The sequence below is a fragment of the Acinetobacter sp. DL27 genome (assembly GCF_055810995.1).
This window is the reverse complement of sequence record NZ_CM147947.1, coordinates 3383526-3409180: the sequence shown is the minus strand read 5'-3', so window position 1 is coordinate 3409180 and position 25655 is coordinate 3383526. Positions and strand designations below refer to the sequence as shown.

Genomic DNA, 25655 nt, shown 5'->3' with positions numbered 1-25655 from the left:
TTATGTCTTTTGATATTTTGAGTGGTTTGTATGACAAAAACTAATTTAATATTTTTTTTAATTATTGGTGTTTTTGTCATACTCCAATCTTTCATAGAGCTTAGTTTTGCTAATCAGTTAAGTGCTCTTATTTGCTTTATTTGTACAGTTGTAAGTATTACTTATATAAATAAAAAATTAAAAAAAGGATATTTTTTATCATTAATTCCAATTATTAGTGTTCTAGTGGCAACTCAATTAGGTCCACTATTTATACAAACATTGTATTTAACTCCGGTAAGTTTTAATCTGAAACTATCATACTTAACTTTTTTATATACTGCATTGCTGTTAATGAGTTTAATTGTTGGTCATTTTATTTATTCAAACTCAAATAATATGCATAAATTAGAATTTATGACTAGCAACATATTAAAAAATAAAACTAATATTTTAGATGATATTCCCGGTGGTTTCATTTTTTTTGGTAGTTTTATTGCATTTTTATCAATTTATTTTGGTGCTACTAATGATATTGAAACAGGGGATGTTGGGGGTAAATCATTGTTAATGTTTCAATTTTTGTATATGCTGCCATTGGTGTATTTTTATCAAGGTATAATAAATGGAAATAAAACCCAAATATGGTATTTCAAAGTTTTAATATTATATTTTGTTGTTTTGGTGATTCTAGGGATAATTAAAAATTCACGTGGTTTATATGCAAATGTTTTTTTATGCTCTTTTCTTATAATATTTTATTTAATATATACAAAAAAAATAACTATAACAGCTAAAAAAATAGCGTTAATTATTCTGTTAAGTGGTCCTTTTTTGTTTGTGCTTCATTATTTAAATAAAGTTTCAGATGCAATGTTGGCTACTCGTGGTATTCGTAATGATACAAAGGGAGTTGAGCTTTTTAATGAAACTATGAATTATATTCGCACACCTTTAAATAATATTTCTCAGCATAATATACAAAGTGAAAATTTAAATTTCTATAGTTACAATGAATTTTATACCGAAAATAGCTATATTGGTCGTTTACTAACTATCAAGTATGATGACAATGTGCTTTTTTATTCAAAATCTATTTCAGAAGATCGATATTTTGATTTGAATAGTTATTTTATTGATAAGTTAATTTCATTGGTTCCTCAAAATATTATTAATTTGTTTTACTCTGACTTTAACAAAGATAATTATTTGTATTCTTATGGGGACTGGGTTTATTATCTTTCTACAGGATCTGCAGTAGGAGGGTTTAAGTTGGGTTCTATTACTGGTTCTGGATTGAATTTATTTGGTTTCTTTTTTTATATTGTTGTAATTTTTACATCTCCATTAATTTATATTATATTAGAATCACTAGCAATACGTTCTAAAAGTATAGTGATTGATAAAAGAAAAGAAAAAGTGATTTATCAATCTCAGTTAAGTGCAATTTCGATCCTCTGTTTTTTTTCATTTTATAACTTATTTAATATTGATAGTTTAATGAACTCTTTTAGTTTTTTTCTAAGAGGGTTTTGGCAAAATGCTCTTATTTTTTCTGCGATGTTATTTTTTTATAGTATTATCTTTTTAAGAAGAATGAGATAGTAGTATATGTCTATTAAAAAAAGGGTTTTAAAAAATAGTGTAGCCTCTTTGCTCGATAAAATTTCAAAGATTACTGAACAATTATTGCTCGTGCCTTTTTTTATTTTATATTGGGGGGTGGATTATTATGGTGACTGGATTACTTTAACAATTTTACCTACTTTTTTTGCACTTGCTAATTTAGGATTTGGAACTGCTACTGGAAATACCTTTGTTTTAAAATATGGAGCAGAAGATAAGAAAGGAGCAGCAAATACTGTAAAAACTGGCCTATATGTAATGCATATTGGTATATTTTTTATTGTACTGTTTAGTATTATCATATTAGAAATATTAAGTTACTTTGATGTGTTCTCAGATCTTAAAATAAGTGCATATGATGCTAAATGGTCAATATTTTTTATGTTTTCTTCGGCGGTATCTACCTTTTATTTGGCTATCTTTGAATGTTTTTATCGTGTCGCACATCAGGCACATTTAGGAATATTTCTAAAAGCGATTGCTACTTTTATTAAAGTTGGCTTTGCAATTGTTATTTTGTTTGCTGGCGCTCATGCTTTAGAATTTTCATTACTAATTTTTATTATTACACTCATTACTAATATTATTTATATTTACTTAGCAGTAAAATTCTTGAAATTTAAAGAGTATGAAAAAGCTAACTTTGACAAAAATGAAGCTCTATTTTTGTTTAAAAAAGGTTTTGGTTATTTTTTAAGCCCTTTATGGCAAGCTCTTTATTTTCAGGGCACAACTTTTATAATTCGTATAGTTCTAGGTCCGAGTGCAGTGGTATTATTTAATACTTTAAGAACACTTGTAAACTCTTCATCACAAGCTTTTAATGTAATTGTAAATGCAATTTATCCAGAGTTTCAACTAGCAGTAGCTGAAAGAGATCTTAATAAGGCAAAAAAACTGTATATTTATTTGTTAGCTATAAATGTTGTCATAGCTTTAGGTGCATCAATGTTTTTAATTCTTTTTGGTGATTATGTATACGGTTGGTGGACCCATCATCAAATAAATGTGCCAACAGTTGTTTGGGTTTTGATGATCATACGTATTATTTTTTATGCATTGTGGTATAGTTATTCTTTTGTTTTCGAAGCTAATAATATGCCGTACCCTTTAACAATTACTGGTGTTATTGTTGCTATTATTAGTGTGGGTATAACATGGGTTTGTGCGAGCTTATGGGGTATTGTAGGTGGGGCAATTGGGATATTATGTTTTGATATTTTGATGTTCCTTATTTTAAAGAAACTGAGTAATAATTTTATTCGAGTAAATTTGAAAGATTATTTTTTTATATTGAAAAATATTTCAAAAGTTTTAAGAAAAGGTTAATTAGTAATGAAAAATAAACCCTATCAAGTTCTAATTTCTGTATCAGGTCGTTTTCATGCATTTGATTTAGCAAAACAACTTGATCGATATAACTTATTATATAAAATAAATACTACCTATCCTGCTTTCAAAGTCCAAGAGTGGGGTATTTCTAAAGGAAAAATTCACAGTAATTTGTATATTGAGTTAATTAATCGACTAATACCTAAAAAATTTAAAAAGACTGCTGAAAATTTTATTGGGTCTATGCAAGCTATATCTAATAAAAGATTTATAAATCAATCGGATGTTTTTATTGGTTGGAGTGGGAGTAGCTTGGAAGCTTTACTAGAAGCTAAAAAAATGGGTAAGTTGACTATTTTAGAGCGTGGTAGTACTCATTATAATTATCAAGTGAATATATTAAAAGAAGAGTATGCATTATATGGAAAAAAGTTTGAGCCAAATTTTCAGACCTGGCAGCGTGAATTGCAGGAATATGATCTTGCAGATTATATTTCTATTCCATCAACTTTTGTAAAAAATACATTTATTGAACAAGGTGTGCCGGAAGAAAAATTAATAGTTAATCCTTATGGAGTTGATTTAACTAACTTTAAAAGAATAGATAAAAAAGATCAAGTTTTTAGAATTATTACTTCTGGTAATTTAAGTATCCAAAAAGGAACAAAATATTTATTAGAAGCTTTTGATCAACTCAACTTAGATAATGCAGAAATCTGGCATTTAGGTAGCATAAATGATGATATGAAAGAATGGTTGAGTCAGTATAAAAATCCAAATGTACATTTTTTAGGACATAAGCCTCAAAATGAGCTTTACCGGTATTATTCACAAGGTTCAGTATTTGTATTAATGTCCGTTCAGGAAGGGCTTGCTATGGTACAGCCGCAAGCAATGGCATGTGGGTTACCATTAATTATTTCCACTAATACTGGAGGTTCAGATTTAATTTCTGAGCAAGGTAAAGAAGGCTACGTTATTCCAATTCGTGATGTTGAAAAGTTAAAAGAAGTACTTTTAGAATTGTATAAGAGCCCTGAGAAATTAGTGAAAATGTCACAGGATGTTCAGAAACGCGTAGAAAAAGGCTTTACTTGGGACGATTATGGAAAAAGATATGCTGATTTTATTAACAATATAGGATAATAGTGATGATTCGGAAGATACCAAAAATCATACATCAAACCTATTTCACAAGGAAACTTCCTGTAGAGATAGGTAGAGTAGTTGAAAAATTGAAAAACACTAATCCAGAATATGAATATAGGTTTTATGATGATAATGATATAATCAATTACATCGAAAGGAACTTTTCAAGAAGGTTTCTCGAAGCATTTCTAAGTATTAATCCTTTATATGGTGCAGCTAAAGCCGATTTTTTTAGATACTTAGTTGTATATAATGAAGGGGGTATTTATTTAGATATAAAAAGCTCATGTAGTGTTCCATTTGATCAGTTGATTTCTGATGATGACCGATATTTTATTTCTCAATGGCAAAATTTACATGGGCAACCACATGAAGGTTTTGGTTTGAACTACAAAGAATTGAAGTTTATCCAAGGTGGTGAGTACCAGCAATGGTATTTAATTGCAGAGCCTAAATCTCCTTTTTTGAAAAAGGTTATTGATAATGTTTTGAATAATATTGAGAATTATGCTCCGTGGAAATATGGCTTGTCTGGATATGGTAAAATGGGGGTGCTAAATGTTACAGGGCCTATTGCTTATACTTTAGCAATTCATCCATTATTAAACCAGTATCAGTATAGATTTTCAAGGTTTGATAAAGATTTTTACCTTGTTTACAATGCATTGGATAATTCTCAATGTCATACAAAAATTTTAAATCATTACTCTAAAATAAAAGAAATTGTAATTTTTCCAAAAAATAAAATAAAATTTTTTTTATTTAATTTTTATATAAAATTAGCAATTCTTTTGAATTATTTTTTTGCTTTTTTAAAGCAGTTGATGCCCATTTATTTTAAGAAAAAAATTAAATGTTTTTTGAAATAAAGTTACAGATAAGGTTTTAAAGTGATCCGATTATTATCTATTGCAAATATTTCAAACTATGGCGAAGCAAATACAGCCTTACATCGTCATAAAGCGTTATGTGAAATTTTTAACAATCAAGTAGATACGGTTGATAGTTATTTTGAATTTACTGTTCTAAATCGAGTTGTTAATAAATTATTTAATTATGGTATTAATTTACCATTTTTTGGTGTCGATGAAATAAATCAAAAAATTATTAAAAAAATAAAGCAAAAATATTATGATGTTATTTGGATTGATAAAGGTATTGCTATTAAATCTGAAACATTAAAATTTATTAAATCATATAGTTCTAATACTATCATTATTGGTTACTCACCTGATGAAATGACTCAAAAACATAATCAAAGTGCAGATTTTTTAGCCTCTTTACCTTTTTATGATGCTTATATTACGACTAAATCTTATGCAATAAATGACTTAAAGAAATTAGGCGCAAAAAGAGTTTATTTTGTGAATAATGCTTTTGAACCTAGTTTTCATTTTCCTAGAAGTATCTCTTATAATGATAGAGTTAATCTTGGTGGTGAAATTGGTTTTATTGGGATGTGGGAAGCGGATCGTGCAAATGCCATACTTTATTTAGCAGAAAAAGGTCTAGATATTCGTGTTTGGGGTGCAGGGAAATGGTTACAGTATAAAAATAAATTTCCAAATTTGTGTATTGAAGATAAAGGATTATTTTCTGAAGAATACTCAAAAGCATTAGGTGCATTCAAAATCAATTTATGTTTTTTAAGAAAGATGAATTTTGATCAGCAAACTACTCGTTCTATTGAAATACCTGCATCAGGTGGATTTATGTTGGCTGAACGAACAAGTGAACATCAAAATTTATTTGAAGAAGGTGTCGAAGCAGAGTTTTTTTCTTCTAATGAAGAATTATATCAAAAATGTATTTTTTATTTAAATAACGATGTTATTAGAGAAAGTATCAGATTGGCAGGTTATAATAAATGCTTGATCGCTGGTTATTCAAATAAAGAAACTCTTCAAAAAATTTTAAACGTTATTCTTAGTGATTTTAATGATGAATAATATAGTTTCACAAAAACAGAAAAAAATCACTTTTGTGGCCTTAGAGAGCTATTCATTGGTTGGTGGTTTACAACAGTTTAATCGTCGTGTGGTCAGTGCCTTATCTGAATTATCCCAAAAGTACAATTGGACTCAGCCTATTGTTATCTTAAAAGGAGATGAGCCTGAACATGTAAAAGATCGTCAAGAGCGTGTTATTTTTAAAGCTTGTGGTCAGAGCAAGTCGGAATTTTTAAGAGCATTAGTAAAAGAATGTCGAAATACTGACCTACTGTTATTAGGTCATGTCAATTTATTACCCATGGCTTTTCTTTCCAAGCTTATCAATCCTAAAATTAAAGTCATACTATTTGTACATGGTGTAGATGTATGGGGTGTTAATTCACGTAAAGTGAAAAAATGGGATCCATTTTTAATTCGTTTTGTTAATCGGATAGCTTCCGTTTCTAATTTTACTGCGAAAAAAATGTCTGCTACCTTTCATGTTCCACTTGAAAAATTTATCGTATTTCCGAATGCAGTAGATTCTTTAGTCGATTATTCACAAATTGAGAAAAAAGAAAAAAATCCGTTATTACTTACTGTTTCAAGATTATCTGCGAATGAAACTGGTAAACATCATGATAGCGTTTTAAAAGCCTTACCGCAGGTTTTAGAAAAAATTCCAAATGCAAAATATCGGATCGTTGGGGATGGTGTTTTAAGAACTAACTTGGAAGAATTAGCAAAATCATTAGACGTCAATCATGCGGTAGAGTTTACAGGACGTGTAAGTGATGAAGTGTTAGCTCAATCTTATGCTGAAGCATCTGTATTTGTGATGCCATCTGAGAAAGAAGGGTTCGGTATCGTATTTTTAGAAGCATGGTTGCGTAGTATTCCTGTGATATGTGGTACAGAAGATGCTTCACATGAAGTAATTGCTGATGGAGTAGATGGTTTTGCCATTCATCATGCAAATATAGATCAATTAGCAGATAAAATCATTGATATTCTACAGCACCCAGATAAAGCAGAAAAAATGGGTAAAGCAGGTCGAGAAAAAGTAATACAAACCTATTTGATGACAAATTTTATCGATAATTTAGATCACCTGTTAAATGATGTGAAGAATGGGAAATAATCTTATGGATTGGCCTAACCTGCGGGTTTTGCATATTATTGCTTCTGTTGCTAAAGAAACTGGCGGACCTGTTGAAGGTTTGACGCAATCGGTACAATATCGTTTGACGCAAGGGCAGCATATTGAAGTTGTTACTTTAGATGATGTGAATGCATCTTTTCTAAATGAATTTCCATGTAAAGTACATGGTGTCGGTCCTACACCTAAAAAATATGGCTATACACCTAAACTGGCGCAATGGATAGTAGAGAACGCACATCGTTTTGATGCAGCAGTAATTCATGGCTTATGGAATCATGGGGCTGTTGGCGGCTGGCAAGGTTGCGTAAAGTCAGGTTTACCTTATGTTTTATTTACACATGGCATGATGGATCCTTGGTTTAAAAAAACATATCCACTCAAGCACTGGTTAAAACAGCTATTTTGGCTAGTGCAAGGCAGAGCTCTCAGAGATGCCTCAGAGGTTTTATTCACTAGTGAAGAAGAAAAAAGACTAGCTCATGGTGTGTTTTGGGGATACCGATATAATCCTAGAGTTGTTGCGTATGCGGCAGCAGATGTTCCTGCTGCAAATGTAGAAGATAAAGTTGTATTTCTTAAGTGTGTTCCAAATTTAAATGGTCAGCCGTATTTTTTGTATTTAAGTCGTATTCATGAGAAAAAAGGTTGTGATTTGTTATTAGAAGGCTTTGCTAAAGCAGTGAAGCGTCCTGAATTACAATTGGTTATGGCAGGCCCTTGCCATGATGATTTAATTGATCGTTTAAAGAATTTAGCAAAAAAATTAGGTATTTCAAATCGTGTACATTGGGTTGGAATGTTAAAAGGTGCTGCAAAGTCAGGAGCTTTTAGGGAGGCAGAAGCCTTTGTTTTAACATCCCACCAAGAAAATTTTGGAATTGCTGTCGCGGAAGCTTTGGCTTATGGAAAGGCTGTGCTTATATCAAATCAAATTAATATTTGGCGTGAAATTGAAAAAGGCGGTGCTGGTATTGTCGATTCGGATACTGTTGATGGTGCTACTTCAGTCATTGCGAAATGGGAAAATATGAGTATTGAACATAGACGTCAAATGTCACTTTCTGCTCGTAAAGTTTATATTGAAAATTTTACAGTTAAGGCGGCTGCTGAAGATTTAACAGATGCTCTAAAAAAAGCGATTAAATCAGGAGTTAGAAAGTGATGAATACTTCACCTTTAAAAGCATCAGAGACTGAAGATCCATTTAAGGGCGCTGCATCTTTTTCGTTAAGCCATAGATTGATACGTTTAGTATGGGGAATTGTATGGGCATTATTTGCTTCCTGGACTCCTGCACCGTTGCATCGTTGGCGTGTATTTTTATTAAATCTATTTGGTGCGAAAGTACATCCAACAGCTCATATTTATGGTTCAGTCACAGTTTGGTATCCCGCAAATTTAATCATGGAGGAGCATGCTTGTTTGGCGCCTTATGTGAATTGCTACAATATGAATACTGTACATATCGCTAAGAACGCAATTGTGAGTCAGTATAGTACGCTTTGTGGCGGCACCCATGATATTAGTGATCCAAGATTTCAATTAATTACTAAACCTATTTTTATCGGGGAAGGGGCATGGATTGCTGCAAATACATTTGTAGGACCTGGTGTAAAAATTGCTGAATACTCTGTGATTGGAGCATGTGGTGTTGTGTTTAAAGATACCGTTAAGAGTGGAGTGTATGCAGGAAATCCTGCAACCTTAATCAAAATGCGAGTTGTTAAAGATGCATCAAAGTGATTTAGCGGTAGTACTGCTCACTTACAATGAAGAAATTCATATTGAAAGAGCCTTAAACTCTATAAAAAGCATAGCATCTGAAATATATGTGGTTGACTCAGGTTCAACGGATAGAACAGTTGAGTTGGTAGAAAAACATGGTGTTCAGGTTTTTTATAATAAATTTGTTAATCAAGCTAAGCAGTTTCAATGGGCACTAGATAATTTACCCATCAAATCCAGATGGATAATGAGATTGGATGCTGACGAAATTATAGAAGAAGACTTGCAACAAGAAATCCAGGAAAAATTATATCTTTTACCTGAAAATATAGTTGGGGTGAATCTAAAAAGAAAGCATATATTTATGGATCGTTGGATTAAGCATGGCGGGCGTTTTCCATTAGTATTACTACGTATTTGGCGAACTGGTCATGGCCGAATTGAAGACCGTTGGATGGATGAACATATGGTTATTTCAGGCGGTGAAACAGTAACTTTTAATGGTGGCTTTGCAGACCATAATTTAAACGATCTAACATTTTTTACAGATAAACATAATAAATATGCAACGCGTGAAGCAATAGATGTGTTGAATCAGAAACTTAATCTTTTTCCTAGGGATGAATCTTTGAATACTGAGAGTGCATCATTTCAAGCATCTATTAAACGTATTGCAAAGGAAAAAGTATATAACAAAATTCCATTTACCTTAGCTGCATTGGCTTACTTTCTCTATCGCTATATTTTCCAACTAGGCTTTTTGGATGGTCGCTCTGGATTGGTATATCACTTTTTACAAGGTTATTGGTATCGATTTCTAGTAGGCGCAAAAATCATGGAGCTTGAAAAAGCGATTGAAGGAATGACAGATAAACAACAGATTTTAGAAGAAATATCACGTTTAACTGGACATAAACTGACAGACAAATAAATGAAAATATTATTTTATGGTATCAACTTTTCTCCTGAGCTAACTGGTATTGGTAAATACACAGGGGAAATGGCACAGTGGTTTGCCGAACAAGGTCATGATGTACGAGTGATTACAGCACCACCCTATTATCCTGCTTGGAAAGTCAGTGCAGACTATAAAAATGAATATGTCACAGAACAATGGCAGGGTGTCACTGTATTTCGTACACCGCTATGGGTGCCAGCACAACCAAGCGGTGTAAAACGACTCATTCATTTAGCTTCTTTTGCTCTGAGCAGTTTGCCAATATTATTCAAGCAATGGTCATGGAAGCCCGATGTTGTCTGGGTAGTGGAACCCCCATTGATGTGTGCGCCTGCTGCAGTTGCTTTTGCCAAACTGAAAGGGGCAAAATCTTGGTTACATGTACAAGATTATGAAGTGAATGCTGCCTTTGATATGGGCTTGATTAAAGCAAAATGGCTACGTGGTTTTGTGGAAGCATGTGAGCGTTGGTTAATGCGATGCTTTGACCGAGTATCAACTATTTCAGGTCAGATGCTGAAGTTAGCTAAACATAAAGGCATAGATGAAGCAAAAATTGTATCTTTCCCCAATTGGGTTGATATTTCAGCTATTCAACCCTTAGAACACATAAGTCCTTATCGCGCAGAATTAGGTATTTCCAACGAAAAAATTATCGCACTTTACTCTGGAAATATGGGGGGTAAACAGGGCTTAGAAATTTTGGCTGAAACAGCCACAATCATTCAACAAAAGCAGATTCAAAATATTCAATTTGTCTTTTGTGGGAATGGGGCGGGTCGTGCTGAACTAGAAGCTGCATGTTTAGATTTACCTAATGTCATGTTTTTAGACTTACAACCTTTAGAGCGTTTAAGCGAGCTTTTAGGTTTGGCAGATATTCATCTATTACCACAACGTGCTGATGCTGCTGATTTGGTGATGCCTTCTAAACTTACTGGTATGTTAGCCAGTGGGAAAAGTGTGATTGCCACAGCAACGGCTGATACTGAACTGGGTTATGTGATTACAGAAGATGTAAAATGTGGCTTAATTGTTCCACCTGAAAATGCTTTAGCTTTGGCAGAAGCCATTATGCAGTTATCGCAGGATTCAGAAAACCGACAACGCTACGGGAAAAACGGTAGACAATATGCTGAGAATAAATTAAGTAAAGACCAAATATTGAGGAAATTTGAACAGGATTTAAAAAATCTTATATTTACATAAAAAAATAAGCGGCTATATCAGCCGCTTATTTCTTATTTTTTAGACACGTCCATACACATCTTCAAAACGCACAATATCATCCTCTCCCAAATAAGAACCAGATTGAACCTCAATGAGTTCTAATGGAACTTTGCCAGGGTTTTCCAGAGCATGGGTTTCTCCCAGCGGAATATAAATCGACTGGTTTTCAGTCAGCAATACCGTTTCATCGCCTTTACGAACTTTGGCTGTCCCATTGACCACAATCCAGTGCTCCGCACGGTGATGATGCATCTGCAAAGACAGCTTCTGACCTGGATTCACTACAATGCACTTCACCTGATAGCGGCTGCCATTGTTAATAGAGTCGTAGCTGCCCCAAGGGCGATATACCTTACGATGCTGATCCACCTCAGAACGATGCGTCTTTTTCAATTGTTCCACAATCTTTTTAATGTCTTGTACTTTATTTTTGTTGGCAACCAAAACGGCATCCGAGGTTTCAATGACAACCACGTCATCTAGCCCAAGTACGCTGACTAAACGGTGTTCGGCATGAACCAATGTATTGGTTGTGCTCTCAACAATTGTATCGCCACGCAATACATTGCCGTTTTCATCTTTGGCACTGACTTCCCAAACGCTTTTCCATGCCCCGACATCACTCCAGTTGGCATTTAATGGTACAACCACAGCTTTGTCGGTTTTTTCCATAACTGCATAGTCAATCGAGTCTTCTGGCGATTGTTCAAAACTCTCTTTATCTAAACGTACAAAATCGAGGTCGTTTTTACTGTTACTGACCGAATCTTTGGCACTTTTAACAATAGCAGGGTTATATTTTTCCAGTTCTTGTAAATAGACAGAAGCTTTAAACATAAACATGCCACTATTCCATAGATACGATCCTGCATCTAAATAGCTTTGAGCCGTTTTTACATCTGGTTTTTCAACAAATTTTTCCACCGGATAAGCTTGAATGGCTTGATCCTTTTGAACCATGCCTGCTGCTTTGATATATCCATAACCTGTTTCTGGTGAGCTAGGAACTACACCAAAGGTGACCAGTTGCCCGGCTTCTGCTGCTGCCAGACCGATTTCAATGGATTGGTTAAAAGCCTCTTGCTGTTGAATCACGTGATCGGCAGCCAAGATAAGCAAAACAGGATCTTCACCATAAGAAAGAGCCAATTCTGCAGCAGCGGCTATGGCCGGAGCCGTATTTTTAGCAACAGGTTCTAGTAAAATTTTAGCAGTGACTTTTTGTTGTCTAAGTTGTTCCGCGACAATAAAGCGATGATTTTCATTGGTAACAATGATTGGATTTTGAAAATTGACCAAGGACTGATTTAGATTCGAAACGCGTTCTAAGGTCAGTTGAAATAAAGTTTGTTCTTGCGTGATCGGTAAAAACTGCTTGGGATAGCTAGAGCGCGAAAGAGGCCAAAGTCGGGTGCCTGAACCACCGGATAAAATTATAGGAATCATGTGAGATCTCGAATTACTTTTTTAAACTTAGGTTGGTATTGTATGTGATTTAAATAGTATAATAAATTTATTCAATAGCTTAATTTCCCGGCCTCAAGTCAAAAAAATCATTATTTTTATGTTAAAAATTAAAAATTTATTTTGAAATAAAAAAGTAAATTTTGTGTAATAATTGGCACTATTTTAAGGGTGGCCTCTTAGTAATTTTTGCTGGATATTTAATCCGTCCAGGTTGGCCCACTTTAAAATAATACGATTAAGTTTTACTTTGAAAATCTATCTTTATAACTTAAAAAAGGTCGAAGATGGCTTCCAGATTACATGCATCTTATGTCTCAATTTTCCAAAGATTTTGTGATGTAATTGCAATTTATCTTGCTTTATCTATTGTTTGTATTTTCAATAACATTGCGCTCAATAACTATACACTTCACACATTGTTGGGGATGATTTGTATATTCCAGTTAATTGCTGGTTTAACAGACTTTTATCGATCCTGGCGTGGGATAGAGCTTAAGTATGAGCTTATTTCTTGTTTAAAAAATACGGCTTTAAGTGTGATTCTAGTGGCATGTATTGCACTATTCTTTATTAATTTAACTTGGAGCTTGGTAATACAGTTTTTTGTTAGCCTTGTTATTTTAATGTCGATGTTTCGAATTTTTATTCGACTTGCTTATTCTTTGTTTTTTCAGTTATTTAGTATAAGCAAGAAGCTTATAGTCATAGGTGACTCATTTAAGGCCAAAAAATTATTCGATGATTTAACGGCTTCAAAATGGACAGGTTATAGTCCTGTAGGTTTATACTCATTTAAAACGGCATATGACACAACAGTATTCAATGGTAATACAATAGATATTAAAAATAAAATTAGAAAAAGTGATATCCAAAAAGTCTATATCGTAATGGATAAAGATAACTTGCAGCAAGTTGATGATTTATTAAATATTTTAGCAGATACCACATGTTCTACCGTTGTTGTACCCGACTTTTTTGATATTAATTTATTATACACTCGAATTGAGGAGATCAATGGTACGCCCATCATTCCGTTATTTGACTCTAGGATTCATGGTATCAACAACTTTTTAAAACGAGTTGAAGATATTTGTGTCGCATCTATTATTTTAGTGCTCATCGCTCCTATTTTACTTGTTATCGCTGTCGCCATTAAACTGAACTCCAAAGGTCCTGTATTCTTTAAACAATTACGTTATGGTTTAAATGGAAAGCCTATTTTGGTGTATAAGTTCAGAACAATGGCGGTGATGGAAAATGGGGCGGAAGTTAAACAAGCGGTCAAAAATGATCCTCGTGTAACCTCGGTGGGTCGTTTTCTGCGTAGAACATCTTTAGACGAATTGCCGCAGTTTTTTAATGTGATGATTGGCAATATGTCTGTTGTCGGACCTAGACCGCATGCAATCGCACATAATGAAGAATATCGACCATTGATTTCAGGCTATATGCTCCGACATAAAGTCAAACCAGGTATTACTGGTTTAGCCCAAATTAAAGGCTGGCGCGGTGAAACGGATACTTTAAATAAAATGGAAAAACGGATTGAATGTGATTTGGAATATATTCGTAAATGGAGTCTTTGGTTGGACTTAAGAATTATTTTTCTCACAATTTTTCATGGGTTTATTCATAAAGCTGCATACTAAATAGTTTAAGCTTATGTTGTATTATGATAATGGCTTTATTGAGAGAGCCTTAATATCATGCAGTGTGCTAAATTTGAAACAATAATGGTGTGATTTAATATGATCAAAAAAGCAATTCTCCCTGTGGCTGGTCTGGGCACTCGTTTTTTACCGGCCAGTAAAGCCATTCCCAAAGAAATGGTCACCGTGGTGGATCGCCCGGCGATTGAATATGTGGTGCGTGAAGCAGTCGCTGCCGGGATTGAGCAGATTATTCTGGTGACCCATTCTTCTAAGGCATCCATTGAAAATTATTTTGATCGTAACTTTGAGCTGGAAACCACCCTTGCACAAAAAAACAAAATTGACTTGCTGAAAGAAATTACTGAAATTCTGCCTGCCGGTGTCAGCGTGATTAGTGTACGTCAGCCACAGCCTTTAGGTCTGGGGCATGCGGTACTGTGTGCCAAAGCGGTGATTGGCGAGGATGATTTTGCGGTGTTATTGCCGGATGTGCTGGTCAAGGATCAGGATCCGGAAAATGACCTGGCACGTATGATTCAGCGTTTTAACGCATCCAAAGCCTCACAAATCATGGTGGAAGCGGTGCATGATGCCATGGTCGATCAGTACGGCATTGTTGATGTGGCGGAATCACCTTTAGAGGGTAACAGCATTGTGATGCAAGGCATTGTCGAGAAACCGGCAGTCGGCACTGCACCTTCGAATCTGTCTGTGGTAGGTCGTTATATTCTGCCTGCCAAAATCATGCAGTTGCTGGAAAAGACACCACTTGGCGCCGGTAATGAAATCCAGCTCACCGATGCCATTGCCATGTTGCAGCAAACCGAAGCTGTGGAAGCCTATCGCATGAAAGGCCAGACCTTTGACTGTGGCAGCAAGCTCGGTTATTTAAAAGCAGTTTTACATTATGGTGTTGATCATCCTAAACTTGGTGCCGAGTTTAAAGCCTTGATTCAGGAACTTGCTTTATAATCAAAAAATAATAAGAAAGGAATATTATGAAAGTCGCAGTTTTAGGAAAAACCTTATTTTCTGGGGTGATGTCGGCCCTGTTATCTGAATGCGGTCATCAGGTGGTCTGGTGTAATAGCTTTAGTACAGAGGAGTCTGCTCGGAGCTATTTCCAGGATGAATCTCTACAACAGTTACTGCAAAAACAGGAAAAATCTGGTTTTTTAAACTGCTGTGATTTTCAGCATCTGGATTTCAATCAGGATGTGTTTTTCTTCAGTTTTAATGCGACTGAAGAACCGCAGGCGTTCCAGATGCTAGAGGCCATCCGGCATGCCTGTTTTGCCCATCCCAAACTAATGATTAATGCCTCGACCTTTGGCTTGCATGGCACGCAGCGCTTTCAGCAACTGTTACCAAATGACGACTGGATCTATCTGCCGGATATTATTCAGGAAGGCAATGCATTGCGGAGTTTTGTTCAGGCCAACCAGCTGATTGTGGGCTGTGATCATGCAGATATACAGCCAAAAATCAAAGAACTCTTACGTCCTCTTTTTCCACGCGCGCAGCAGTATCTGTTTATGCCGGTTCTGGATGCCGAATTTACCAAACTGAGTATTTCCGGCATGCTGGCCACTCGAATCAGTTATATGAACGATCTGGCCAGTGTGGCAGAAAAACTCGGCATCGATATCGAGCAGGTACGCCAAGGTATGGCTGCAGATAACCGGATTGGTTCCGCCTATTTGTTTCCCGGTGTCGGTTTTGGTGGAGAGAATTTCTCCCATGATATCCGTACTCTCACGCATGCTGTGGCAGATTCAGGGGTAAAAAACCAGCTGCTGGAACAGGTCTGGGACATTAACGAACAACAAAAGGAATTGCTGTTCCGTAAACTTTGGAACTATTTCCGCGGGGACTTAAAAGGCAAGGTCATTGCGATCTGGGGTGCAGCCTTTAAAGAAAACACCCCGAGTATCCAGCAGTCTCCGGTACATGCCATGCTGACCGCCTTATGGGCGCAAGGGGTGATGGTTAAACTGCATGATCCTCAGGCAATGGCGAATGTTGAAAAAGTCTATGGACAACGGCAAGATTTGATCCTGTGTACAGACCAGTATCAGGCGGTGGAAGGCGCGCATGCCTTGTGTCTGATCACGGCCTGGAAACAGTATGGCAGTCCTGATTATCCATATTTAATCAAGCTGATGCAGCATCCCCTGATTCTGGACGGACGTAATCTGTATGATCCGACTTATATCAAGACACGTGGTTTTAATTATATTGGGGTGGGACGTTAATGTTGAGCCAGATTAATCCAAATCTCGATACTGAAACTGTGTGTCAGAAACTCGCCTCGAACAAAGAACAACTGCAATCGGAGCATCTACGGGAACTGTTTGCTGCGGACCCGGAGCGCTTTAACCAGTATTCCATTCAGTTTGAGCAGCTGCTCTTTGACTATAGCAAACATAGAATCAATAAACATGTGCTGCAAGGACTGATTGAATGGGCTGATGCACAGAACCTAAGATCCTGGATTAGCTCCCTATTTTCTAATCAGGAAATTAACTATACCGAGCAGCGTGCTGCTATGCACTGGGCACTGCGCTTGCCCAAACAGGATCAACAGCATGCTGATCTGGCAGCTGATGTGCATGCCCAGCTGGAACGGATGTATGCGCTAGTGGAACAAATTCATGCCGGGCAGCGTCGCGGTGCCACAGGTGAAGTGATTCAGGATGTGGTCAATATCGGGGTAGGGGGATCAGACCTTGGCCCCTTGATGGTCACACATGCTTTATCTGATTTTAAATACCAGTCTGCCCAGCGACTCAACGTACATTTTGTTTCGACCATGGATGGCAGTCAGCTGTCCGAGCTGTTGCATCAGCTGCGTCCGGAAACGACACTGTTTATTATTTCCTCCAAATCCTTCGGCACCATTGATACCCTGACCAATGCCCAGACGGTACGCTTGTGGCTGGAAAAGGCCTTAGGTCAACATCCTTATATTCTTAAGCATCATTTTATTGGGGTATCGACCAAAGCGCAAAAAATGACCATATGGGGAATTGCACCGGAAAACCAGTTGCTGCTCTGGGACTGGGTTGGCGGGCGTTATTCACTTTGGTCCTGTATCGGACTGCCAATTGCCTTGAGTATCGGGATTGAAGGCTTCAAGCAGTTGCTGGCTGGCGCCTATGCCGTTGACCAGCATTTTCAGTACCAGCCTTTTGAACGCAATATTCCGGTATTGATGGGATTGTTGGGAGCCTGGAATACCAATTTTCTGGATATTCAGACCCATGCAATTCTGCCTTATGATGGCCGGCTGAAATATTTTGCTTCCTACTTGCAACAGCTGGAAATGGAATCCAACGGCAAGTCGATCCAGCGCAATGGCGAGAAAGTCCAGCTAGATACCTGTCCGATCATCTGGGGCGAAGTGGGGCCGAATGCCCAGCATGCCTTCTACCAGCTCTTGCATCAGGGTACCCAGTCGGTCAGCTGTGACTTTATTGCACCGGTAAAGCGCTATAACAGCCAGCAATATACATATGCAGACAGTGCCGAGGCGCTGGTGGAACAGCATCATTTGGCCCTGTCCAACTGTCTGGCGCAATCTCGTTTACTGGCTTTTGGTAATGAAGCGCTGGATCAAACTGAATTGGCGAGCTTGCTGGCCTATAAGCAGTATGAAGGCAATCAGCCAAGCAGTACACTGTTGCTACAAGAGCTCAATCCATACAGTTTAGGTATGCTTATTGCACTCTATGAGCATAAGGTATTTGTCCAGTCTGTGCTGTGGAATATCAACCCGTTCGACCAGTGGGGCGTGGAAAAAGGCAAGGAAATTGCCAACCAGCTATTGCCAATCCTGAATGGCGAACAGACCGATCTGCAGGGTCTGGATAGTTCAACCCAAGGTTTAATTAAAGTTCTATTAGGAAAGTAAAATGGCGAAAATTCTGGTCACAGGCGGGGCAGGCTATATTGGTTCACATACCTGTGTAGAATTGCTGAATGCCGGACATGAAGTCATCGTGCTGGATAATCTGTGCAATAGCTCGGCTGAATCTTTAAATCGTGTGCAGCAGCTGACCCAGAAAAGCCTGAGCTTTGTCGAAGGCGATATCCGCGATAGCCAGTTACTGGATCAGGTCTTTCAAGAAAATTCGATTGATGCGGTGATTCATTTTGCCGGGCTGAAAGCGGTGGGAGAAAGCCAGCAGATTCCTTTGGCCTATTTTGACAATAATATTGCTGGCTCCCTCAGTCTGGTGCAGGCGATGCAGCGCGCACAGGTATTCAAATTGGTCTTCAGCTCTTCGGCTACTGTTTATGGTGAAAATAATACTTCACCTTTAAATGAAGAGATGCCTACCGGAATGCCGACCAATAACTATGGCTATACCAAACTGGTCGTAGAGCAGCTACTGGAAAAGCTGGCTGTGTCTGATGAACGCTGGTCGATTGCATTATTGCGTTATTTTAATCCGGTCGGTGCGCATAAAAGTGGCCAGATTGGGGAAGATCCACAAGGGATTCCCAACAACTTGATGCCTTATGTGACTCAGGTGGCTGTGGGACGTCGTGAAAAACTATCTATTTTTGGTCATGATTACGATACGGTCGATGGTACCGGAGTGCGGGACTATATTCATGTGGTGGATCTAGCCAATGCACATTTATGTGCCTTGAATAACCGTCTGGCCTCCCAAGGTTGCCGGGCCTGGAATATTGGTACTGGCAATGGCATTTCAGTCCTGCAAGTCAAGAATACCTTTGAGCAGGTGAATGGGGTTGCTATTCCATTTGAGTTTGTACCACGTCGTGAAGGCGATGTGGCGACCTGTTTTTCAGACAATACACGCGCTGTAAAGGAACTAGGCTGGGCAGCTAAATATGGCTTGGAGGATATGCTCGCCGATAGCTGGAAATGGCAGAAGCAGAATCCTAAAGGATATGGATCATAGATATGAATTTTATTTATGGGGTCATTTGTCATCAACTTACCCATTCACTGGTTTTTCTGGTGAATGAGCTGCTGAAAAGTCCTCATAGTATTATTCTCATTCATGTCGATCAGAAAGCCGACCTTGCCCATTTCATACTCAATTCGGACAGCATGATCAGGTATATTTTTTAGCAGACCGGACAGATGTACGATGGGGCAGCTATAGCCAAATCGAGGTTATGTTAGGCTCTAGACTATCAGAATAGATATGTTAGTCTAGAATCATGATAGAAAACAGTAAATTAAGTCACTATAAGATTAAAAAAATTATTCAGTGCTTTTGCATTGATATTCCTGCTTCTAAAACGGCCTTATTGCTTAACTTGAACTGTAATACCATCAACTTATTGGTACATGCTTTTTAGAGAAGCAATCTACGATCATCAAACAGATTTAAGAGCAAAGTTTGTAGGTTCTATTGAAATTGATGAGAGCTATTTTGGAGCAAAAAGACAACGTGGTTTTCATGGGAAGTTGAAGCGAGGTCGAGGTACTTTAAAACAACCTGTATTTGGAATATTTGAAAGGAATGGTCGAGTTTATACAGAAATAGTCCCTGATTGTAAAAAGACTACATTACAACAAGTTATCTTAGGTAAAGTTGCACTTGAAAGTGTAATTTATAGTGATGGTTGGCGTGGATACAATGGTTTGGTAGATGTTGGTTACTCAAAGCATTTTAGAGTAAATCATGGAGCGAATGAATTTGCCAGAGGACAATGTCATATAAATGGAATAGAATCATTCTGGAGCTTTTGTAAAAGAAGGCTAGCAAAGTTCAACGGTATATCAAAAGAGTACTTTGATTATCATCTTAAAGAAACAGAATGGCGTTGGATGAGGGAGCCTAATGAGTTAGCAACAGAGTTGTGGAACCTCATTAGGTAAAATTAAATGTAAATCTGCTAGTCTAGAGCCTTGCCAATTATATTGCCCTAGACAGGGTACTCCTTTTCGTGAGTAGCCATGAGGTCTGTAATCATGTGACTTAAAACCACTTTCATCCAGATAAATAATCGGGTGGTTTTTTTCTAATTCATTCACTTGCTGAATAAATTTATCCCTAAGCTTCGTATCTGCTTTAGGATGGCTTAACGTCTTTTTTTAACTGTAATATTTAAGCGCTTTAATGCAGCACTAATAGATGAAACACCACAATTAAAACGTGCAGCGCGTTCATATTGATAAGCATCAGGATACTTTTCAACATCTTCACGTAAAGCATCATCGTTAATTTTAGAAGGTTTACGTACACGAGTTTTTTTAATCTCTATACGTTTCTTCCATTCAACAATGGTATTTTTATTAATTTCAAATTGTGCAGCTACCTCTCGAATAGAATAACCTTCCTCAAGCTTAGCTAAAATTTTACGTCTAAAATGTTCTGAATAACTCATTGCACCATTGTATTGGTTTTATAATGATTTGACTATATAATTCCCATTTTCAGCAACGCATCTATCGTACCCAGCATAGAATAAAGGATTGTGAAACAGGACTAAGATATATTGACTGGGATTCCGGGCCAGATTATCCCAGAACTTTAGATGAATCTGATTTTGATAAAATGAAGCAGTCAGGCATGCTGTTTGCGCGGAAAATGAATACAGATATCACAGTGGATATACTCGAAAAACATTTTCTATAAGAATTTCAGGCCGGAACAGTACCCTAAAAACTGGAGTCTTTTCTCTGGTTTAAAGGGCACTGGTTTCAAGTTTTTTTTGAGTATTTAAGCTTCGCCCTGGATCAGCTTTGTCAGCTCATCCACATAGTCCTGCATTGGTCGTGGATTCTGGTCACGACGGCTTTCAATATTCAAACGCAGTAAAGGTTCAGTATTGGATGCACGCACATTAAAACGCCATGCACCAAAATCCAAACTGACTCCATCCGTCTGGTCAATGTCTGGTTTTTGATCGGCATAATGATCGAAAAGTTTTTGGATGGTTGCTTGGGTATCGGCCACTTTAAAATTAATTTCACCTGAACATGGGAACTTGGCGATCATTTCTTCCACAAGAGAAGATAAGGATTTTCCTGTTTCAGACAGTACCGCCATAGCCAATAACCATGGAATCATGCCGCTATCACAGTAAGCAAAATCACGGAAATAGTGATGGGCACTCATTTCCCCGCCATAAGCCGCATTATGTTCACGCATGACATCTTTAATGAAGGCATGCCCTGATTTTGATTGGACGGTAATTCCCTGATACTGCTCCACCACATCCAGCGTATTCCAGACCAGACGCGGGTCATGGACAATTTTTTCACCAGGCTGCTTCAGTAGGAATGCCTGCGCCAGAAGGCCGACAATATAATAGCCTTCAATGAACTGCCCTTTTTCATCGAACAGGAAGCAGCGGTCAAAGTCGCCATCCCAGGCAATGCCCATATCCGCACTATACTGAATGACAGCATTACGGGTGCTATCACGATTTTCAACCAGAATTGGATTCGGGATCCCATTTGGGAAGTTACCATCGGCCTCATTGTGAATTTTGACAAATTCAACCGGGATCTGTAGCTGTTGAAACTTGTGTTCAAGCGCATCCACCACATGACCTGCGGCCCCATTACCAGCATTCATCACCAGTTTCATTGGGCGGATTTTTGCCGGATCGATATAGGTCATCAGGTGATCGATAAATTCTGGCAGGATATTATATTTTTCCGTATGACCTTTTTGGCTAACTTCAATGAACTGACCCGATTCTGCCAAGGCCTGAATGTCTTTCAGACCGGTATCTGCACTGATCGGGCGGGAATTTTCACGCACCAGTTTCATGCCATTATAATCCATCGGATTATGGCTGGCAGTAACTTCAATACCACCCTGGACATCCAAGTGGAAAGCCGCGAAATAGATTTCTTCAGTTCCGGTCATACCTAAGTCGAGTACATTGACACCGGCATCATTTAAGCCGCGGATCGTGGCCTGCTTTAAGGCTTCACTGCTGAGGCGGATGTCACAGCCAATCACCACGGTTTTCGGTTGGTAGATCTGTCCGTAAGCACGACCAATTTTATAGGCAATCTCTTCATTCAGTTCAGTGCCGAGTTTGCCACGAATATCATAGGCTTTGAAACAGGTCAGTTTATTCATATGATCTCTCGGAATTCCTCAAATAAGGTAAATTTTAAGTTATTGAAATAGTATAAAGATAATGTGGCAAGATTAAAAAACAAAAACCCCCATAAAAAAATTACAGAGGCTTTTGGGTTTAAAATCAGGCTGGCTATAACCCTATCACTAAAGGCAGTTTAGAAACTGTGTAGGGTGATCCCCACTGAGGCTAAACCATAACGTTTGTCTAAACGTGAAGCGGTAACACCATTATAGAGGAAGGGAATATCACCAACAAAATTGCGCTGGAACACCTGACCTTCGATAAACCCGGTTACGTGCGGGCTAAAGTCATAGCTGAATTTGGCACCCAAAGTATGATTATCCTTGATCGGGGAGTTGCCAAAATTACTCACACGATCATCGATATCGTTACGCCACAAGCGCTGGTATTGATAAGCCAGCTGGCTTTCGAACTGACGATAGCGCCAGTTCCATGAACCCCCGAGATTGGCATAATAGGCATCGTAACTTAGGTCTTTCTCGATATCAAAACCAAATTCATTGGCATTGCCCTGTTTATACAAATCATTGACCGTAATATTTTCATTGGAACAAGGAGCAGCTAACTGGCCTGAATATTGATTATTACCATTAACTGAAATATCCATTAAACAGCCTGCGAGTGTGGCCTGGATATCAATATTACTGACTTTAACTTTACTATAACCCACACTGGCAAAAGCATTCAGCTGATTCATCGGATCCAGTTTACGCGAGAAGATGGCATCAAGTTGTAGCTGTAAGTCTTCCGGATTATGCACCTGAACTTGATTAAATACTTGCTGATTGACCTGTGTCGGGGTGGATTTCGATAGCGTATCAGCCGTGTTACCCCAGACGCTAGCACGGAAACTGAGAGCATCATTCTTTTTCAATGGGAGTGCTGGGCTATAGCGAACAGCCAATAACGCACTCTCAATTTCATTCGTATCCTGACTGTATTCAATTTCACGGTGCCAGTAAGTTCCTTCAATGGACCATTGAGGATTGAGCTCATATTGGCCAGATAGATGAAAACCCTGATAATCACCCGCTGATTTATCGCTAATGCCTTCACTTTCACGCATATCAAAGATATCAATTCTGTCATTCACAGCATCGATGGCAAGATCGAGATCAAGAGCAGAATTATGAGGTGAATTGAAGTTTTTCGCACTTAGATACAGGTCATTTGGGGCAGCATAGCTTACAGAGGCACTGCCTAAAAATAATCCCAGAATAGTGGATATTTTTTTCATGTTTTTTCCAGATGATAAAAAAGAGCTGCTTCTCAGCAGCTCATTTTTCTTGCTTATTGGGTTACTTTAAATTTAGCAGATACACCTGATCCATCAGTTGTACCTAAAGTGTATTTAGATGCAAGAGCAGGCTTACCATTATTAATAGCGATCACTGGTGAGGCTTTGATAACTGCAGTTACAGTGACAGTATCACCTTTTAAGCTAAAGCTGTTGAGCTGAGTTGCTAAAGATGCTGATAATGAACCTAAGGTGGTTGTATTGAGTGCAATTTTACCGTTATTCAGTACATTTTGCGCAGCATTTACAGTGAAAGTGGTTTTTAGGCTATTGATTGTGGAATCAACCTTAATCACTGTGCCTGCTGGAATGCTAGCTGCAGTTAATGTACCTCCAGTAAAGTTAAGATTTAACTGATTTGCAGAGATCGTTAATGTTTTAGTGCCAGTGCTAATGTGTAATGCCGCAGCAGCAACAATTGGGTTAGCCGTTGTTGCATATGTACCGTTAGAAGTAATACCCACCAAAAGGTTATTTAAACTTTGTACTTGAATCGGGTTGGTGAGTGAACCATTGAGTACTGTAATCGTTTGGTCATCACCTTGTACATTAAAGCCATTTAATTCTAAATAGTCTGCATAGAACTCATTGGCGTTTTGAACAGCTTCAGTTGTTGTAGGTGGAAGAATAACTGTTGGAACGTTAGTTTGAATCTGCGTAATTGCACTCGCAATGTCTTCATTAGATGTTGGAGCACTTGGATTAGCAACTGCTGTACTGATTGCCTTCAATGATTCTTCAACTTGAGTCGGTGCTTGAGTAAGGACAGGTGCCAAGATAGTGACAATTTTTTCTGCAGCAACAGACTCTTTCGCTTCAGTAACTGCAGCTTGAGTTTCATTTTTAATACTTTCGGTACCTGCATTGAAGGTCTCAGCAGGTACATCTAGAATCGCTATTTCTACAGATTGAACATTACTTGAAATAACCTCCGCACTTAAAGCTGCCAAGTTAGTCTGTACATTTGCTAAATTGTTTTGAATATCTAATGACAAATCATCTTTTACGGCTTCTACAGTTGCAGAAATTGCAGCTGTGATTGTAGCTGTGCTAGTCAAGTCTTCGTCTGAATCGGAAAGTGCTTCTTGTAATGCAGTAAATGCTGCTCTATTTAACTCTGCTTGAGTAGTGCTACCGCCTAGAGAAGCAACAACTGCTTGAATCTGTTCGACCATTTGCTGTACTGCAACTGTTTTGGCATAGACTTCCTGATTCTTCATCGGATCAACGGATAATAAATCTACGCCTGATAAATTCAAAGCGGCAGCAATTTGCTGAGTTGCTTCAGCAGGGCTAGCACCTGCATCAATACTTGCCTGAATGAGTGTAGTAATTGGTGAAACTACAATCAGATTTTGTTCATTTGGAGCACGTTGTGGCGCTTTAATTTCGCCAGTAAAGGGTAAATCAGTCGCTGTGTCAATACCGCCAGTTACGGTTAATTCACTTGATGTACAGTCTTGTGGGAAAGTGAAGTTACCCTCGTTATCAGTTTCTACTTGAGCATTATTACAGTCTACAAAAGTAACTGTTGCGCCTGCTAGAGGTCCATCAACTGCAAGACCTTTGATCGTCGGTGCCGGTGAATTAGAACCACCACCACTACTGCTTCCCCCACACGCACTCAGAAGTAAAGAAGTTGCAGCCGCAAGCGCTGTAAGTTTAAGAGAATGTTTTAACATATTTTGCCTCGAAAGAAAGTGAGTTTCTAGTTTTGTTACGTTGTAAATAGTACGAATTTTAAATGAAAATGTATAATAAGCGAATGACTAAAACATTGATTATGCTAAAAGATTATAAAGAAAATTGAGTAAAATTAACTCATTTTTGTCTATTCAATATGTAACGATGTATTTAGTTTGTATCATTGATTTTCCCTTTTCTAAAATACGTTGAGCCCAGTCAGTATAATAATTAAATTTTTCCGTCTATTCCTTTTTTGACCAATTATTGGCTGTGGTAAACATCGTAATACCTCTCACTTGAGATAGAAACTTTTTAAGCCAACTGAGAGACTGAGCAAGAATTACTTTATTGA

At 37.6% G+C, this 25655-nt stretch carries 20 protein-coding genes and 1 pseudogene; 16 read left to right on the top strand and 5 right to left on the bottom strand.

The window, feature by feature from the left end:
* The first annotated feature begins 30 nt into the window (after positions 1–30).
* Genes AC0KVP_RS16385 through AC0KVP_RS16340 form a run of 10 tightly spaced genes read left to right on the top strand, consistent with a single transcriptional unit; the run spans position 31 to position 11071 of the window.
* Positions 31–1584, top strand: a complete 1554-nt coding sequence (locus tag AC0KVP_RS16385) for a hypothetical protein (RefSeq protein ID WP_473337971.1) — start codon at positions 31–33, stop codon at positions 1582–1584.
* Between the two features lie 6 nt (positions 1585–1590).
* Positions 1591–2934: a lipopolysaccharide biosynthesis protein gene (locus AC0KVP_RS16380; RefSeq protein WP_473337969.1), complete on the top strand. Its 1344-nt coding sequence runs from the start codon at positions 1591–1593 to the stop codon at positions 2932–2934.
* Between the two features lie 6 nt (positions 2935–2940).
* Positions 2941–4083, top strand: a complete 1143-nt coding sequence (locus AC0KVP_RS16375; protein ID WP_473337967.1) for a glycosyltransferase family 4 protein — start codon at positions 2941–2943, stop codon at positions 4081–4083.
* A gap of 5 nt (positions 4084–4088) precedes the next feature.
* Complete coding sequence (locus tag AC0KVP_RS16370) at positions 4089–4955, top strand: glycosyltransferase family 32 protein (RefSeq protein ID WP_473337965.1); 867 nt, start codon at positions 4089–4091, stop codon at positions 4953–4955.
* A 21-nt stretch (positions 4956–4976) separates the two neighbouring features.
* A complete protein-coding gene (locus tag AC0KVP_RS16365; protein ID WP_473337963.1) occupies positions 4977–6035 on the top strand; it encodes a CgeB family protein in 1059 nt (352 codons plus the stop codon).
* On the top strand, positions 6025–7158 hold the full coding sequence (locus AC0KVP_RS16360) for a glycosyltransferase family 4 protein (RefSeq protein WP_473337961.1): 1134 nt from the start codon (positions 6025–6027) through the stop codon (positions 7156–7158). The genes AC0KVP_RS16365 and AC0KVP_RS16360 overlap by 11 nt, the downstream gene beginning before the upstream one ends.
* Before the next feature lie 4 nt (positions 7159–7162).
* A complete protein-coding gene (locus AC0KVP_RS16355) occupies positions 7163–8341 on the top strand; it encodes a glycosyltransferase (protein WP_473337959.1) in 1179 nt (392 codons plus the stop codon).
* A complete protein-coding gene (locus AC0KVP_RS16350) occupies positions 8341–8922 on the top strand; it encodes an LbetaH domain-containing protein (protein WP_473337957.1) in 582 nt (193 codons plus the stop codon). Before AC0KVP_RS16355 ends, AC0KVP_RS16350 begins: the two co-directional genes overlap by 1 nt.
* Entirely contained in the window at positions 8909–9835 is a 927-nt protein-coding gene (locus AC0KVP_RS16345) for a glycosyltransferase family 2 protein (protein WP_473337955.1), read from the top strand. Before AC0KVP_RS16350 ends, AC0KVP_RS16345 begins: the two co-directional genes overlap by 14 nt.
* Positions 9836–11071 (top strand): WcaI family glycosyltransferase, encoded by a 1236-nt coding sequence (locus tag AC0KVP_RS16340; protein WP_473337951.1) that lies wholly within the window; start codon positions 9836–9838, stop codon positions 11069–11071.
* Between the two features lie 39 nt (positions 11072–11110).
* Here AC0KVP_RS16340 and AC0KVP_RS16335 read toward each other — a convergent pair whose 3' ends face one another.
* Positions 11111–12538, bottom strand: a complete 1428-nt coding sequence (locus AC0KVP_RS16335; protein ID WP_473337947.1) for a mannose-1-phosphate guanylyltransferase/mannose-6-phosphate isomerase — start codon at positions 12536–12538, stop codon at positions 11111–11113.
* Between the two features lie 305 nt (positions 12539–12843).
* On the opposite strand from AC0KVP_RS16335, the gene AC0KVP_RS16330 reads away from it, so the two are divergent.
* From AC0KVP_RS16330 to AC0KVP_RS16305, 6 genes and pseudogenes are all read left to right on the top strand, one after another.
* Positions 12844–14208 carry an undecaprenyl-phosphate glucose phosphotransferase gene (locus tag AC0KVP_RS16330; protein WP_473337943.1) on the top strand — a complete coding sequence of 455 codons (1365 nt, stop codon included), beginning with the start codon at positions 12844–12846 and terminating at the stop codon, positions 14206–14208.
* A 99-nt stretch (positions 14209–14307) separates the two neighbouring features.
* A complete protein-coding gene (gene galU, locus AC0KVP_RS16325; protein ID WP_473337940.1) occupies positions 14308–15183 on the top strand; it encodes a UTP--glucose-1-phosphate uridylyltransferase GalU in 876 nt (291 codons plus the stop codon).
* Positions 15184–15209: 26 nt separating this feature from the next.
* Entirely contained in the window at positions 15210–16466 is a 1257-nt protein-coding gene (locus AC0KVP_RS16320; protein WP_473337938.1) for a nucleotide sugar dehydrogenase, read from the top strand.
* Complete coding sequence (pgi, locus tag AC0KVP_RS16315; RefSeq protein ID WP_473337934.1) at positions 16466–18124, top strand: glucose-6-phosphate isomerase; 1659 nt, start codon at positions 16466–16468, stop codon at positions 18122–18124. Before AC0KVP_RS16320 ends, pgi begins: the two co-directional genes overlap by 1 nt.
* A 1-nt stretch (position 18125) precedes the next feature.
* On the top strand, positions 18126–19145 hold the full coding sequence (gene galE, locus AC0KVP_RS16310) for a UDP-glucose 4-epimerase GalE (protein WP_473337931.1): 1020 nt from the start codon (positions 18126–18128) through the stop codon (positions 19143–19145).
* 265 nt (positions 19146–19410) lie between these two features.
* Positions 19411–20074: pseudogene (locus AC0KVP_RS16305) on the top strand (IS1595 family transposase).
* A gap of 203 nt (positions 20075–20277) precedes the next feature.
* Here the strand turns inward: AC0KVP_RS16305 and AC0KVP_RS16300 are convergent.
* From AC0KVP_RS16300 to AC0KVP_RS16285, 4 genes are all read right to left on the bottom strand, one after another.
* Positions 20278–20583 carry an IS630 transposase-related protein gene (locus tag AC0KVP_RS16300; protein ID WP_473337928.1) on the bottom strand — a complete coding sequence of 102 codons (306 nt, stop codon included), beginning with the start codon at positions 20581–20583 and terminating at the stop codon, positions 20278–20280.
* Positions 20584–20918: 335 nt separating this feature from the next.
* Positions 20919–22295 carry a phosphohexomutase domain-containing protein gene (locus AC0KVP_RS16295; protein ID WP_473337925.1) on the bottom strand — a complete coding sequence of 459 codons (1377 nt, stop codon included), beginning with the start codon at positions 22293–22295 and terminating at the stop codon, positions 20919–20921.
* A 158-nt stretch (positions 22296–22453) separates the two neighbouring features.
* The gene (locus AC0KVP_RS16290; protein WP_473337923.1) at positions 22454–23557 is read right to left on the bottom strand and encodes a hypothetical protein; all 1104 of its coding nucleotides are present in this window, start codon (positions 23555–23557) and stop codon (positions 22454–22456) included.
* Positions 23558–23610: 53 nt separating this feature from the next.
* A complete protein-coding gene (locus AC0KVP_RS16285) occupies positions 23611–25299 on the bottom strand; it encodes a hypothetical protein (RefSeq protein WP_473337920.1) in 1689 nt (562 codons plus the stop codon).
* Positions 25300–25655: the final 356 nt, after the last annotated feature.

What these genes read in the sequence shown, in the direction of transcription:
- AC0KVP_RS16385 (WP_473337971.1), top strand. Translation starts at nt 31, where the DNA reads ATGACAAAAACTAATTTAATATTTTTTTTAATTATTGGTGTTTTTGTC.
- AC0KVP_RS16380 (WP_473337969.1), top strand. Translation starts at nt 1,591, where the DNA reads ATGTCTATTAAAAAAAGGGTTTTAAAAAATAGTGTAGCCTCTTTGCTC.
- AC0KVP_RS16375 (WP_473337967.1), top strand. Translation starts at nt 2,941, where the DNA reads ATGAAAAATAAACCCTATCAAGTTCTAATTTCTGTATCAGGTCGTTTT.
- AC0KVP_RS16370 (WP_473337965.1), top strand. Translation starts at nt 4,089, where the DNA reads ATGATTCGGAAGATACCAAAAATCATACATCAAACCTATTTCACAAGG.
- AC0KVP_RS16360 (WP_473337961.1), top strand. Translation starts at nt 6,025, where the DNA reads ATGATGAATAATATAGTTTCACAAAAACAGAAAAAAATCACTTTTGTG.
- AC0KVP_RS16355 (WP_473337959.1), top strand. Translation starts at nt 7,163, where the DNA reads ATGGATTGGCCTAACCTGCGGGTTTTGCATATTATTGCTTCTGTTGCT.
- AC0KVP_RS16350 (WP_473337957.1), top strand. Translation starts at nt 8,341, where the DNA reads ATGAATACTTCACCTTTAAAAGCATCAGAGACTGAAGATCCATTTAAG.
- AC0KVP_RS16345 (WP_473337955.1), top strand. Translation starts at nt 8,909, where the DNA reads ATGCATCAAAGTGATTTAGCGGTAGTACTGCTCACTTACAATGAAGAA.
- AC0KVP_RS16340 (WP_473337951.1), top strand. Translation starts at nt 9,836, where the DNA reads ATGAAAATATTATTTTATGGTATCAACTTTTCTCCTGAGCTAACTGGT.
- AC0KVP_RS16335 (WP_473337947.1), bottom strand. Translation starts at nt 12,538, where the DNA reads ATGATTCCTATAATTTTATCCGGTGGTTCAGGCACCCGACTTTGGCCT.
- AC0KVP_RS16330 (WP_473337943.1), top strand. Translation starts at nt 12,844, where the DNA reads ATGGCTTCCAGATTACATGCATCTTATGTCTCAATTTTCCAAAGATTT.
- galU (WP_473337940.1), top strand. Translation starts at nt 14,308, where the DNA reads ATGATCAAAAAAGCAATTCTCCCTGTGGCTGGTCTGGGCACTCGTTTT.
- AC0KVP_RS16320 (WP_473337938.1), top strand. Translation starts at nt 15,210, where the DNA reads ATGAAAGTCGCAGTTTTAGGAAAAACCTTATTTTCTGGGGTGATGTCG.
- pgi (WP_473337934.1), top strand. Translation starts at nt 16,466, where the DNA reads ATGTTGAGCCAGATTAATCCAAATCTCGATACTGAAACTGTGTGTCAG.
- galE (WP_473337931.1), top strand. Translation starts at nt 18,126, where the DNA reads ATGGCGAAAATTCTGGTCACAGGCGGGGCAGGCTATATTGGTTCACAT.
- AC0KVP_RS16300 (WP_473337928.1), bottom strand. Translation starts at nt 20,583, where the DNA reads ATGAGTTATTCAGAACATTTTAGACGTAAAATTTTAGCTAAGCTTGAG.
- AC0KVP_RS16295 (WP_473337925.1), bottom strand. Translation starts at nt 22,295, where the DNA reads ATGAATAAACTGACCTGTTTCAAAGCCTATGATATTCGTGGCAAACTC.
- AC0KVP_RS16290 (WP_473337923.1), bottom strand. Translation starts at nt 23,557, where the DNA reads ATGAAAAAAATATCCACTATTCTGGGATTATTTTTAGGCAGTGCCTCT.
- AC0KVP_RS16285 (WP_473337920.1), bottom strand. Translation starts at nt 25,299, where the DNA reads ATGTTAAAACATTCTCTTAAACTTACAGCGCTTGCGGCTGCAACTTCT.